Below are 13,393 nucleotides of genomic sequence, written 5' to 3' on the forward strand. Positions count from 1 at the left end.
GACGGCGGCCCACGGTCCAAAGCCGGAGTGAGGGCACTCCGAGCCTAAGCGAGGAGCCGAGTGGTGGGGCAAGAGCGTTTTGCTTACTTTTGCGCTTTTCAAAAGTGAGCCGCTGTAAGAGCGGAACCATAAGTCGCCGTTACCTAAATAACGGATATACACCCCACCCCAGCAACAACAAAGCCTACGCCGTCTTCCCTGTATGGTTATTCAGCGAAATAACCTTGGTCTTCCCAATCCGGTGACGATAAATCTCACGCAGGTACTTGATCGCCTTCTTCACACAATCCCGCGACAGACGAATATCGTTGATCGACACAAACTTGTCCTTGTCGTTGATCAACTCACGATACTTCTTCTCGTACATCGGCTTGATCGCATACCAGTTGGTATCCAGGATCTTCGCCGGGTTCTCGAACTCGTTGAGCAGCTCATCAATCCGGTCTTCATCAAAATCCTCATGGATGATGAAATCCAGGATCGAATTATCCAAGGTGTCATCAAACCGATACGGATTACGCGCAAAACAGCGCTTGATAAATGCCACGATCAACGTCAAAAAATCATCCGACAGGCACGGGCTTTTAGCGATCAAGGTCGTGAGCGACAAGTTGGCCGACGCCCCGATCACCAGCGCATACCGTTTGAGCGTCGTATTGGGAAACAGGCTGTTGAGGTGCGTCTTGAGGCGATTCAGGTCCATATAGGACAGCTTGTAATCCTTGGGCAACGACACAATCGACACCACCGACGAGCAGTTCTTGAAGAAGTGCAAGTCATGCAACGCCGCCGCGTCATAGCCGGAATTCTTGTACTGCTCCAGAGAGGCCTTGTACCGCTTGGACTCAATCGGCAACAGGCTGATGCCTTCGATCGCCTGGGTCACCTTGTTGAAGTGCGGCAGATCAATGGAACGGAAAAACAAGTCGTCGATGTTCAGCCGCTGCGGCTCTTTTTCGAACACCTTGAACTTGTCGCTCGAAGGCGCCGGCGTTTCCGGCACCACCGATTCGGCGTAGGCAATCGCCACCGGGCCAGCCAGGCTCATGAACAGGTCGTTGGCATCCAGGCGGATGGTCTCGCCAATGTCGATCCCGGCGCGACGGAAATAGTTCTGGTCGTAGTCGGTGGTAACCGCCTGGGCCGTCAGAATGTTGAAGATCTGCTGCGAGATGTACTGGTTGGCGTGCTTTTCCATGGCATTGACATCAATGTTCTGGATGTTGCCGTCATCGCTTTCCTCGGCGTAACGCATGATGTCGTTGGAGATCAACATCATTGCGTTCCACGGTCGGATACGGCCTTTCACGCTGGCTTCGCTGCTGTCTTCATTGTCGAAGTTGTACGAGAAGTCCCATTCTTCCGACAGGTATTTGCACAACAGCCGCCCGGCGTTGATGTGCAGCGCCTCGGACATTTCGCTGCGGTGATCGGAGATGTTCGGCAGCACACAAATCCCGCTGGTGAAGATCGGCTCGAACACGAAGGCGTGACCGCTTTTGCTGTCATGTTCATCGGCGGGCTTGGTGTCGAACGTCTTGTTCATGTACGAGTGCTGCTGGGCCAGGCCGAACTCCGAGGCCATGCCTGAACCGGTACCGCCGCCGGCACTGAAGATCGAGAAGTACAGGCGCGACTGGTTGGCCTTGATGCCGCAGGAGTCGATCAGGTACGAGTGGATCATCTTCCAGTCGGGGCTGGAGAAGCGCTGGGTGTCTTTGTTGAGGATGATCTTGGCCAGGTACTGGCCGAGTATCGGCGCGTTACCGGCGCCGCCGGCATGGACTTCCGAGAGGTCCATGATTTTCATCTTGCTGTAGTCCCGCAGGAAACCGCTTTTCTCACCCTTGCGCGAGAAACGGATGCGCCCGGCAATGTCCTTGTCCAGGTCGCCCAGCATCACCAGCGGCTCGACCAGGAACACCGGTTTGGTGCCCTTGTTCGAACCCAGGCGCAGGTTGTTGCGAATCCACTGGGCGGGGCGGTAGCCCTTGTCGGTGGATTTGTCTTCGTTGCTGAATTCGTTGAGGTAGAACTTGCGGGCGTTGTACACCAGCTCTGCCACATCCAGGGCAATGTTGGAGCCACAGCGGCCCAGGCCGATCAGGCACACCGAGGGGAATTCCTGCTCATTGCGCAGTTCACCGTCGAGTTCCATGTGCGGTGCGCGCGGGAACACCATGTCGCGCAGGCCGTCGAGGTTGTCGAGGATGCGGTCGGTGTTGGTCTCGGTAAAGTACAGGTACTGCTGGGTGGCCAGCGGGCGGGCGGTGCTCAATGACTTTGAACCTGAGGGTTTTTCCGCAGGGGCTGTCAGCAACACGTCGGATACCGCGGTGGCAGAGTTATTTTTAGAAGTCATTGTGCGCCATGTGCCTGGACGGATGGCTGAGTGAGTATCAAATAGCCATCACAAAATGAGAGATCGCGACTTTACAGTGCGTCCTGGTCCTGGGCGATAGGGTTTAACCCTAGGGTTTTAAGGGGAAAGCCTGGCCGGACTCTGATGAATCGGCCGTTCGTCGGGGTTCTTTAGTGAAATGATGGCGAATTGCCAAATTTTCGGCGTCAGCGAATTGGCCGAACGATGGACGCCGGGCCCGCACGACCCGAAGGCGGATCTTTCGGCGCGGGGTCACCCCCCGTCAGGCCCAGCAGGCTGAACAGGTTGTTCTGGTCCAGGCTGTTGATCACCGCGCTGATATCACTCAACGGCACCGCAGCGCTGAGCAGGTAACCCTGAACAAAATCACAGCCGTGTTTTTGCACCACTTCAAATTGTTGCAGGGTTTCCACGCCCTCTGTCACCACCTGCAGGTGCAGGGTGTGGGCCATGCCGATAATGGCCTGGACGATCTCGATGTCGGCGTTCGACTTGGGGATATCCTGGATAAATGAACGGTCGATTTTCAAGGTGTTCAACGGCAGGCGCTTGAGGTAGGCGAGGGACGAGTAGCCGGTGCCGAAGTCGTCGATGGACAGCGACACGCCCAGGGCGCGGATTTGCCGCAGCAATGCCAGGGTGCTGCTGATATTGCCCATCAGCGCGTTCTCGGTTACTTCCAGTTCCAGGCGATTGGCGGCGATCCCGCCGAAGCGCAGGGCGTTTTCGATCTCATCGGCCAACTCGTCACGGGTCAGGTTCAGGGCCGAGCAGTTCACGGCCATGACCAATTCGGTGTGGCCTTGTTCCGACAGCAGGCTCAGGTCGTGACAGGCCTGGCGCAGCACCCAGTGATCCAGTTCGGCAATCAGCCCGTTGCTTTCGGCAATGCCGATGAACCGGTCCGGGGTCAGCAGGCCATGTTGGGGGTGTTGCCAGCGCACCAGGGCTTCGAGGCGCGTGACCCTGCCTTTTTTCAGGTCAAGTATCGGTTGGTAAAACAGCACCAACTCGTTCTTGCCCCGCAGTGCGGCGCGCAGTTCCTCTTCCAGCTGCAGTTCCAGGAAGGCCCGGGTTTTCAGGTTGGAGCTGAAGAAGTTCAGGCTATTACGCCCGGCATCCTTGGACTGATACAGCGCCAGGTCAGCGGTCTTCAGCAGCTCTTCGCTGGTTTTGCCGTCTTCGGGAAACAGGCTGATGCCGATGCTGGTGGTCATCACCATGCGCCGGCCGGCCAGTTCGATGGGGTCTTTCATTTTCTGCATGATGCGCTGGGCCATGTGCCGCGCTTCATCGCGGTGATGGATGCTGATCAGGATGCAGAATTCGTCACCGCCAAACCGCGCGACCACGTCGTCATGGCTGCGCACCGAGCTTTTGATGTGGCCGGCCAGCACCGTCAGCAGTTCGTCGCCGGCGTCATGGCCGAGGCTGTCATTGATGCGCTTGAAGTGGTCGATATCCAGGAAGATCACCGCCAGCATGCCGTCGGTGGCGGTTTTTTCCGCGAGTTTCTCGGCGAAGATCTGGTTGAAACCACGGCGGTTGAGCAGGGTGGTCAGGGCATCGTAATGCGCCACCTGTTGCAGCGAGGCGCGGGCCTGGTCCAGTTCGGTGAGCAGGGCGTTGACCCGGCGCAGGTCGGTTTCCTTGTGTTGCAGCTTCTTGTCCGCGAGGGCAGCACTGATGCTGCTGCCAATCACCAGCAGGGCGATGACCGCCACCAGCAGCCCCAGTTGGACCGGGTTGTTGTCCACCGGCAGTGCCGACTGTACGAGGTCCTCGGGTACCAGCAGCTGCATGGCCGCCATGCCGGTGAAGTGCATGCTGATAATGCCCGCGCCGAGCACCAGGCTGGCCGCGTACTTGAGCAATTGATGGAACATGCCGGTGCCGTTGCGCAGGTACAGCGACAGCAGCAACGCCGCCAGGCTGGCGCCGATCGCGATCAACACAGAGGCGAGGAACAAGCCAGTCTCGAAATACACGCCCGCCTCGGAGCGCATGGCCGACATGCCCACGTAGTGCATCAGCGCAATACCCAGCCCCATCCACACCGACGCCAGCACATATTGGTGGGCGCGCAGCCTTGGATGACTGAGGGTTTGCATGGCGAACAGCGCCGCGATCAGGGCGATCAGCAGCGAGGCGAACGTCATGATCAATTCGTAGTGAATCGCGATAGGCGCCTGGAAGGCCAGCATGCTGATGAAGTGGGTCGACCAGATGCCGCCTGCCAGGCAGCCCGCGCCTACCCAGCGCCAGTGCCGTTGAGCCTTGGGGTTGTCGACATGGCCGACCCGCTCGGCCATGTCCAGGGTGCCGAAGCCCGCTGCACACGCCACTACATACGCCAGTAGCACCAGAAAGGGGTTATGACTGCAATTGAGTAATAAGTGCCCACTGTCCGGAAGGTCGGTAAAAAAATGCAAACCAAGCCATTCCATAGCATGTCCCGTCACAGAGTTTTAGTCTGACTGCGTCTTTCAGTATAGAGAGCGTGAGCGAGTTACAAGGATTGATGGCAGATTGCTTCTAATCATTTGGCGATGAGTTTATAAACAACTAGAACCAAATGATTAGGGATGACCGCCCGGGTCGCCCGATGGAGTGACATCAGACTTACGAATCATTACAGACAATCCCCACGAGGCTGACTAGATTGCAGGTTCCGGGCTCAGGATGCGTCTGGCATCGCGGCTCACATAACAATAAAAGAGACGGACCCATGCAGAACTCGACCCAAGCGGCGAATGCCTGGCGCATTCTGTTCCTGCTGTTCCTGGCCAACCTGTTCAACTTTTTCGACCGCACCATTCCCGCGATCATCATCGAGCCGATCCGCATGGAGTGGCACCTCAGCGACTTCCAGCTCGGGATCATCGGTACCGCGTTCACCATTGTTTATGCAATTGCCGGCTTGCCGCTGGGGCGCCTGGCCGATACCGGCTCGCGCAGCAAACTCATGGGCTGGGGCCTGGCGGCGTGGAGTGGCCTGACAGCGGTCAATGGTCTGGTGGGCAGTTTCTGGACCTTTTTGCTGGTGCGCATGGGCATCGGCATCGGCGAGGCCAGTTATGCGCCGGCGGCAAACTCGCTGATCGGTGACCTGTTTCCCGCCCACCGCCGTGCCCGGGCCATGGGGATCTTCATGCTGGGCCTGCCCTTGGGCCTGTTGCTGGCCTTCTTCACCATTGGTGCGATGGTCAAGGCGTTCGACAGCTGGCGTGCGCCATTCTTTATTGCCGCGGTGCCGGGGCTGATCCTTGCGGTGTTCATGTTCTACATCAAGGAACCCAAGCGCGGCGCGGCGGAAGCCGTGCAAGTCTCCCAGGAGAAAGTCGACCGGCCGATTCGCCGGGTGCTGGCGGTGCCGACATTCCTCTGGCTGGTGCTGGCCGGGTTGTGCTTCAACTTCGCCACCTATGCCTGCAACTCGTTCCTGGTGCCGATGCTGCAGCGCTATTTCCTGCTGCCGTTGCAGGATGCGGCAGTCGCCACCGGTGTCATCGTCGGTATTACCGGCCTGGTGGGCCTGACCCTGGGCGGCTGGATTGCCGACAAGATCCATCAACGCATCGCTAACGGCCGGCTGCTGTTCGCGGCGTGCAGTTTGATTATCTCTACAGTGACCACTGCCTGGGCGTTGCACGCGGGGCGGATCGAGATTGGTGTGTTTGTGGCGCTGTTCAGTGTCGGCTGGCTGTTTGCCTATAACTTCTACACCTGCGTGTACACGGCGATCCAGGACGTGGTCGAGCCGCGCCTGCGGGCGACGGCGATGGCATTGTTCTTCGCCGGCTTGTATTTGCTGGGCGGGGGCATGGGGCCGATTGTGGTGGGCGGGTTGTCGGATCATTTTGCCCATTCGGCGATGTATGCCGACGGTGCCCAGCAGATGACCGAGGCTTACAAGGCGGTGGGACTGCATGACGCCATGTACCTGATTCCGGTGGCGCTGTTTTTGACCATGCTGTTTCTGTTCCAGGCGTCCCGCAGTTTTGTGCGCGATGCCCAGCGGATGAAGGATGGGTTGGGGGTGGTGGAGGTGCCGGCCAGGGCGGTTACTGCCTGAGACCGAGGTGACGCCTTCGCGAGCAAGCCCGCTCCCACATTTGACCGCATTCTCAAGATGGAACTCGGTCAAATGTGGGAGCGGGCTTGCTCGCGAAGAGGTCATCAATAACAACGATGTCTACAGTGAATAAAAAAGGCCCGCATTGCGCGGGCCTTTTTGTTTGTCAGGGTAGGGCGGCGAAGTTAGCCCGCGACCAACACCCGAATCGCTTCCAGTCGCAGCGCCGCCTTGTCGAGCATCGCCAGGCCTTGCTCGCGCTGTTGGCGCAGGGCAACCAGTTCGCTGTCGCGCACGGTCGGGTTGACCGCTTGCAACGCGGTCAGGCGCGCCAGTTCTTCCTCGGTATCCGCCGCCAGGCGACGTTGAGCCTCGGCCACACGCTCGGCGTGACGCGGGGCAATCTTCTCCTCACCGGCGTTGATCCGCGGCGTCAGCTGGTCGCGCTGGGCCTGCACGAACTTGTTGGCGCTGGCCCGCGGCACGCTTTCCAGCTGGTCATTCAAGGTCAGGAACGACACGCGGCCCGACAGGTCATTGCCATTGGCATCCAGCAGGCAACGCAGTGCCGCCGGCGGCAGGTAACGGCCCAACTGCAGCGAACGCGGAGCAACCACTTCGCTGACGTAGAGCAGTTCCAGCAACACGGTGCCCGGCTTGAGCGCCTTGTTCTTGATCAGCGCCACGGCGGTGTTGCCCATGGAACCGGACAGCACCAGGTCCATGCCGCCCTGCACCATCGGGTGTTCCCAGGTGATGAACTGCATGTCTTCGCGCGACAGCGCCTGGTTGCGGTCGTAGGTGATGGTCACACCTTCGTCGTCGCCCAGGGGGAAGCTGGCGTCGAGCATTTTTTCGCTGGGTTTGAGGATCAGCGCGTTTTCCGAATGGTCTTCGCTGTCGATGCCAAAGGCGTCGAACAGGGTTTCCATGTAGATCGGCAGGGTGAACTGGTCGTCTTGCTCAAGGATCGCTTCCACCAGCGCATCACCTTCGCCAGCGCCGCCGGAGTTGAGCTCCAGCAAACGGTCGCGGCCGGTGTGCAGTTCGGCTTCGAGGCGCTCGCGCTCGGCACGGGCTTCGTCGATCAGCCCTTGCCACTCGCCGTCGTCGGCGTTTTCCAGCAGCGGCAGCAGGCGCGGGCCGAACTGGTGCTGCAAGGCGTTGCCGGTCGGGCAGGTGTTGAGGAACGCGTTCAGCGCCTCGTGGTACCACTGGAACAGGCGCTCTTGCGGGCTGGTTTCCAGGTACGGCACGTGCAGTTCGATTACATGTTTCTGGCCGATCCGGTCCAGACGGCCGATCCGCTGTTCCAGCAAGTCCGGGTGGGACGGCAGGTCGAACAGCACCAGGTGGTGGGAGAACTGGAAGTTGCGGCCTTCACTGCCGATTTCCGAGCAGATCAGCACCTGAGCGCCGAACTCTTCATCCGCAAAGTAGGCGGCAGCGCGGTCACGCTCGAGGATGTTCATGCCCTCGTGGAACACCGTGGCCGGGATGCCGGAGCGCACGCGCAGGGCGTCTTCCAGGTCCATGGCGGTTTCGGCGTGGGCGCAGATCACCAGGACTTTGGTGCGCTTGAGCATTTTCAGCTGATCGATCAGCCACTCCACGCGCGGGTCGAAACGCCACCAGCGTTGTTCTTCATCCACATCCGGCTGCGACTGGAAGCTGACTTCCGGGTACAGCTCGGCGTGTTCGCCCAAAGGCAGCTCGAGGTATTCGTCCGGGCACGGCAGCGGGTAGGCGTGCAGCTTGCGCTCCGGGAAGCCTTGCACCGCGGCGCGGGTGTTGCGGAACAGCACGCGGCCGGTGCCGTGGCGGTCCAGCAGTTCGCGGACCAGGCGGGCACTGGCTTCGGCGTCGCCATCGTTGACGGCGGTCAGCAGCGCTTCGCCTTCGTCGCCGAGGAAACCCTGGATGGTCTTGTGGGCGGCGGGCGAGAGACGGCCCTTGTCCAGCAGTTCCTGGACGGCTTCGGCCACCGGGCGATAGTTTTCGCTCTCGGCGCGAAAGGCGTGCAGGTCGTGGAAACGGTTCGGGTCCAGCAGGCGCAGGCGCGCGAAGTGGCTGTCCTGGCCCAGTTGCTCAGGGGTTGCAGTGAGCAGCAGCACGCCCGGAATCACTTCGGCCAGTTGTTCCACCAGCGAGTACTCGGGGCTGGCTTTTTCTTCGTGCCAGACCAGGTGGTGCGCTTCGTCGACCACCAGCAGGTCCCAGCCGGCCGCGAACAGCGCGTCCTGGGCCTTCTCGTCGTCCACCAGCCATTCCAGGGCCACCAGCGCGAGCTGGGTGTCTTCGAACGGGTTGGTGGCATCGCTTTCGATAAAACGCTCTTCGTCGAACAGTGCGACCTGCAGGTTGAAGCGGCGGCGCATTTCCACCAGCCACTGGTGCTGGAGGTTTTCCGGCACCAGGATCAACACGCGGTTGGCGCGACCGGACAGCAATTGGCGATGGATCACCAGGCCGGCTTCGATGGTCTTGCCCAGGCCCACTTCGTCCGCCAGCAGAACCCGCGGCGCGATACGGTCGGCAACTTCACGGGCGATGTGCAGTTGGTGCGCGATCGGTTGCGCACGCACGCCGCCCAGGCCCCAGAGCGAGGACTGCAACTGGCGGCTGGTGTGTTCCAGGGTGTGGTAGCGCAGGGAGAACCAGGGCAGCGGGTCGATCTGGCCGGCGAACAGACGGTCGCTGGCCAGGCGGAACTGGATGAAGTTCGAGAGCTGGGTTTCCGGCAGGGTGACCTGCTCGTTCTGCCCATTGAGGCCGTGGTAGACCAGCAGGCCGTCGACGTCGTCGACTTCTTGCACGGTCATTTTCCAGCCTTCGAAATGGGTGATGGTGTCACCCGGCGAAAACCTCACGCGAGTGAGGGGCGCATTCCGTAGCGCATACTGGCGAGTGTCGCCAGTGGCCGGATAGAGCACGGTTAACAAGCGGCCGTCCTGTGCCAGAACGGTGCCTAACCCCAGCTCTGCTTCGCTGTCACTAATCCAGCGTTGCCCCGGTTGATACTGCTGCGCCATGCTGCCTGACTCCCGCCGTGAAAAAGCCGACTATTCTAACGGAACACGGCTTCCAGACCAAAAGGAATAGGTGCAGCTTCGAGCTTTAAGCTACAAGCGGCAAGAAAAAGGGCGGTATCTTCGTCGGATAGATGACGATTGGTTCACAAGTTGGCGGCTTGACGCTCAAGTCGTCACCCACGCAGCCGACAGTCTGCTGAACAGGAGACTAATAATATGCTGCCACCCATGCTGCCCTTGAGTGTTGTGCCGGTCACGTCGCAGCTTGACCCAGTGCGCCAGAAGCCGGATATCCCGCCCGTGGCGCCGGTTCAGCCAGGCTCCAACGAAAGTACCATCGACCTGCAAAAGCGCGATCCCGAGGAAGCGGCTTTGCTGCTGCGCGAGGAGCAGCGTCGCCAGCAGGAACAGCAAAAGCGTCGCCGCGAAGCCGATGAAGACTCGCAGGAGCACCTGGCTGTTCCCGGTGACGAACTCAACGCCGACAACACCGTGCCGGTGGTGCCGTTGATTGAAGACGCACCACGGCAAGGCTTGTGGGTGGACGTCGAGGTTTAATCCCGCAGTTCGCGCAGGGCGGCGATCAGTTGCTCGATGTCTTGCGCCGTATTGAGGTAGCTCACGGAGATTCGCGCCACGCTGTCCAGCTCGCGGGCCTGCATGTCCAGTGGAGTGTAGGGCACGCCATTGGCACCGATATTGATCCGCTTGAGGCCCAGGCGGCGCTTGAGCTCGAAGGCGTCCCAGCCGGCCAGGTTGAACGCGATCAGGCCGGACTGGTTTGCGCTGGTTCCCAGGTCATGCAAGGTAATCCCGTCGATTCGGCGCAATTGTTCACGGATTGTGTCGCTTAACAGCCGGACCGTCTCGCGGACCCGCTCGACCCCCAATCGATTGACCTCCAGCAACGCATTGCCCAGGCCTGCCAGCAAGGCGAATGACACTTCGCTGGTTTCAAAGCGCCGGGCGTCGTTGCGCAAGTCAAATCCCGCAGGGCTCCAGGGCGCCGAAAACACATCGCGTTGGGCCGGGTTCAAGCGCTCGAGAAAATCCGGCCGCACATAGAGCAGGGCGGTCCCCCGTGGGCCGCGCAGATGCTTGCGCCCGGCGCCCTTGAGCACATCGCAGTGCAGCGCTTGCACATCCACCGGCACCTGGCCGATGGCTTGCCCGGCGTCGATGAAATAGGCAATGCCATGACGCCTGGCCAACGCGCCGATGGCCTCGGCCGGGTTGATCAAGCCGCTGTTGGCGGGGAGCCAGGTCAGGTCGATCAACCGCACCCGGGCGTCGAGCATGGCTTCCAGGCTGGCGACGGATACCGTGCCGGTTTCATCGCAGGGGATCACTTCTACATGCGCACCCGATTGCACGGCCGTCTGCATGCTCGCCAGGTTGCCGCCCCATTCGTGGCGGCCCACCAGAATGCGGTCGCCTGGCTGCCACGGGCCCAACGCCTGGAACGCCATGCTCCAGGCGGTCGAGCCACTGCTGGCGAAGGCAATCGATGACACGGGCGCATTGAGCAGTTGCGCGGCGGCGCGACGGGCTTTTTCCGCCAGCAGTGCACCGTGTTCGCCGGCCTCCATCGGGCCGTCGCGGGCTTCGCGCTGCAACTGGTCAATGATTGCATCAAGCGTCCCTTGGCTGGGCAGGGAGGCCCCGGCGTGGTTGAAGTGGACGATGCCGGATTGGCAGCCCGGCGTTTCGTCCCGCAGCTCCCGGACCTCGGTCAGGGATAGCGCAGTCACGGCTGCAACTCGAAAATCGCGTCGATCTCCACGGCTACGCCGCCCGGCAAGCTGGCGACGCCCACGGCCGTACGGGCATGCCGGCCTTTGTCGCCGAGGGCGTTGACCAGCAAGTTCGAAGCGCCATTGGCGACTGCACCCTGGCGCTGGAAATCACCGCTGCTGGCGATAAATACGCCCAACCGAATGATGCGCACCAGTCGCGACAGGTCATCGCCCAGGGCATCGCTTAATTGTGCCAACAGGCCCAGCGCCGCGAGTTCGGCGGCCTTGGCGCCTTCGTCTTCGCTGATGGATTCGCCGAGTCTTCCGATGTAAGTCGGTTTGCCGTCCAGCAGCGGGATTTGGCCGGAGATGAACAGCTGGTTCTGGCTGATCACGTAATTGACGTAGTTGGCAATCGGCTGGCTGGGTGTCGGCAGGCTCAGGCCGAGGGCTTGTACGCGTTGCGAGATGGAGTGGCTCATGATGAATCCTCTTGGAAAGAGTCTTCAGCATGGGCGGGGCGATTTTCGCCGACAAACGGATAGATTTAACTCGACGTATCGAAATAACTCATGCGTCAGCGCAGATTTCCCGCAGCCATTCACTGAAACAAGCGGCCGCCGTGCTGGTTTCGCCATGCGGGGCAATCAGCCAGTAACCGATCTCGCTTTGATAGGGCGGCCAGTCGAAGGCTTCCACCAATGTGCCCTCCTTGAGCCTGCGTTCGATCAGGCGGTGGCGGCCCATGGCGATGCCCTGGCCGGCGACGGCGGCTTCGACCACGATGTTGTAGTCGTGCAGCAGCGCCTTGGGGTAGTGCTCCACATCCACCTGATAATGCCGGGACCAGTCGGTCCACTCGAAAGGGCGGTGCGAGGTGGCCATCAGCAGCGGGCCATTGGCCAGTTGGCTGGCCTTGAACGCCGGGCTGCAGACGGGTGACAGTGTTTCGCTCATCAGGCGCGTGGCCTGCACGTCGGTCCAGTCGCCCTTGCCGTAGCGAATCGCCAGGTCGACCTCGGCGGCGGCGACATCTGCCAGCTGAATCGCCGGCACCAACTCCACCTGGATGTGTGGGTAGCGGCTGAGAAACCCCGCCAGGCGCGGTGCCAGCCACAAGGTGGCGAACGAGGCGAGCAGGCCGACGCGCAGTACGCTGGTGGCGGGCGGTGTTTGCTGCTGGCGGGTGGCGGCGGCGATGGTGTCCAGGGCGGGGCGGATCTGGTCGTAGTAGTGTTGGCCGTCTTCGGTCAGATCGATGGCGCGGGTGCGTCGGATAAACAGCGGTTTGCCCAGGTGCTGTTCGAGTTTCTGCACTTGATGGCTGAGGGCGCTTTGGGTCACTGACAGCTCGGCGGCGGCCTTGATAAAACTCAAATGCCGGGCCACGGCCTCAAAGGCGCGCAGGGCCAGGAGTGGGGGAAGGTCCTTGTGCAGTGCCACGTCGAACGCTCTGTGTGAGGGTTGGGATGGGGGGATTTTGCGGGCAAATGCGCGCGATGACATCGATTTTGTTTACGCGGGATTGGCGCAGGACGCATTATTGGGGCATCCAAGCCATTACGTAAGCCAAGCCATGAGTGACGATGACAAGCTGATTGACCTGAATGCCGAACGGGCCAAACGTGTTCATGATCTGAATGACAAGCGACTGAATGAAGTGCGCCAGGCGTTTGAACAGGCGATGCCGTTGGGGAAGCCCAAGAAAAAGCCGAAAAGCAAACCGAAAAAGCGTTGATATAGCCTGCATCGTTTGATGCAGGTCAGTTATTTCCCTTCTTTACGCTCCGTCGCGGGCGACATTGATCCTCGTCAATTTCTTCTTTCGTCTTCTTGGTTAACTTAGCCCTATCGCAACAGGGCAAGTGCAGGAGGCCGGTCATGTTTTTCGATAATGTGGTGTTTGCCGGAGTGCTGACGGTTGGCCTCATGGTGATGTTCTTTGTAGGGTTTGGAATTTTTATCTGGAAAGACGCTAATAAGCGTAAGAGGCCTTAGGTCTTTTCGGATACATGAGCACGCAAGGCATTTTGGGCGACTTCGGTCGCCTTTTTTTTGTTTTGGATTTTTTGTTTTGGATTTTTTGATTTGTGTACATATCCGTTGCTGCGGTAACGGCTACTTATGGTTTCGCTCTTACAGCGAGTCACTTTTTTACAAACGCCTA

Annotated in this window: 10 protein-coding genes; 4 read left to right on the forward strand and 6 right to left on the reverse strand. The window is 60.2% G+C overall.

Annotated elements, in window-relative coordinates; translation table 11 throughout:
- Positions 1-184: 184 nt before the first annotated feature.
- Entirely contained in the window at positions 185-2,362 is a 2,178-nt protein-coding gene (locus HX805_RS29150) for a hypothetical protein (protein ID WP_177041978.1), read from the reverse strand.
- 206 nt (positions 2,363-2,568) lie between these two features.
- Positions 2,569-4,830, reverse strand: coding sequence for a bifunctional diguanylate cyclase/phosphodiesterase (locus HX805_RS29155; RefSeq protein ID WP_023659115.1), 2,262 nt, complete (start codon positions 4,828-4,830; stop codon positions 2,569-2,571).
- Positions 4,831-5,111: 281 nt separating this feature from the next.
- Between HX805_RS29155 and HX805_RS29160 the strand changes: the two genes are divergently transcribed.
- Positions 5,112-6,458 carry an MFS transporter gene (locus HX805_RS29160; protein WP_003210907.1) on the forward strand — a complete coding sequence of 449 codons (1,347 nt, stop codon included), beginning with the start codon at positions 5,112-5,114 and terminating at the stop codon, positions 6,456-6,458.
- A 185-nt stretch (positions 6,459-6,643) separates the two neighbouring features.
- Here HX805_RS29160 and rapA read toward each other — a convergent pair whose 3' ends face one another.
- Entirely contained in the window at positions 6,644-9,490 is a 2,847-nt protein-coding gene (gene rapA, locus HX805_RS29165; protein ID WP_102368258.1) for an RNA polymerase-associated protein RapA, read from the reverse strand.
- 216 nt (positions 9,491-9,706) lie between these two features.
- Here rapA and HX805_RS29170 point away from each other — a divergent pair, with 216 nt between their 5' ends.
- The gene (locus HX805_RS29170; RefSeq protein WP_008430424.1) at positions 9,707-10,048 is read left to right on the forward strand and encodes a hypothetical protein; all 342 of its coding nucleotides are present in this window, start codon (positions 9,707-9,709) and stop codon (positions 10,046-10,048) included.
- Here the strand turns inward: HX805_RS29170 and HX805_RS29175 are convergent.
- The 3 genes from HX805_RS29175 to HX805_RS29185 form a co-directional block, all read right to left on the reverse strand.
- Positions 10,045-11,241 carry an aminotransferase class V-fold PLP-dependent enzyme gene (locus HX805_RS29175; RefSeq protein WP_177080983.1) on the reverse strand — a complete coding sequence of 399 codons (1,197 nt, stop codon included), beginning with the start codon at positions 11,239-11,241 and terminating at the stop codon, positions 10,045-10,047. The two genes, HX805_RS29170 and HX805_RS29175, sit on opposite strands and share 4 nt — an antisense overlap.
- A complete protein-coding gene (locus HX805_RS29180) occupies positions 11,238-11,708 on the reverse strand; it encodes a RidA family protein (protein ID WP_003210913.1) in 471 nt (156 codons plus the stop codon). Before HX805_RS29180 ends, HX805_RS29175 begins: the two co-directional genes overlap by 4 nt.
- A gap of 88 nt (positions 11,709-11,796) precedes the next feature.
- Positions 11,797-12,669 carry a LysR substrate-binding domain-containing protein gene (locus tag HX805_RS29185; RefSeq protein ID WP_102368259.1) on the reverse strand — a complete coding sequence of 291 codons (873 nt, stop codon included), beginning with the start codon at positions 12,667-12,669 and terminating at the stop codon, positions 11,797-11,799.
- A 37-nt stretch (positions 12,670-12,706) separates the two neighbouring features.
- On the opposite strand from HX805_RS29185, the gene HX805_RS29190 reads away from it, so the two are divergent.
- Both HX805_RS29190 and ccoM read left to right on the forward strand, forming a co-directional pair.
- Positions 12,707-12,964 (forward strand): hypothetical protein, encoded by a 258-nt coding sequence (locus HX805_RS29190; RefSeq protein WP_146014684.1) that lies wholly within the window; start codon positions 12,707-12,709, stop codon positions 12,962-12,964.
- A 143-nt stretch (positions 12,965-13,107) separates the two neighbouring features.
- Complete coding sequence (gene ccoM, locus HX805_RS32535; RefSeq protein ID WP_003210916.1) at positions 13,108-13,224, forward strand: cytochrome c oxidase subunit CcoM; 117 nt, start codon at positions 13,108-13,110, stop codon at positions 13,222-13,224.
- Positions 13,225-13,393: the final 169 nt, after the last annotated feature.

This window comes from Pseudomonas sp. G5001 (genome assembly GCF_013385475.1).
GTDB lineage: Bacteria > Pseudomonadota > Gammaproteobacteria > Pseudomonadales > Pseudomonadaceae > Aquipseudomonas.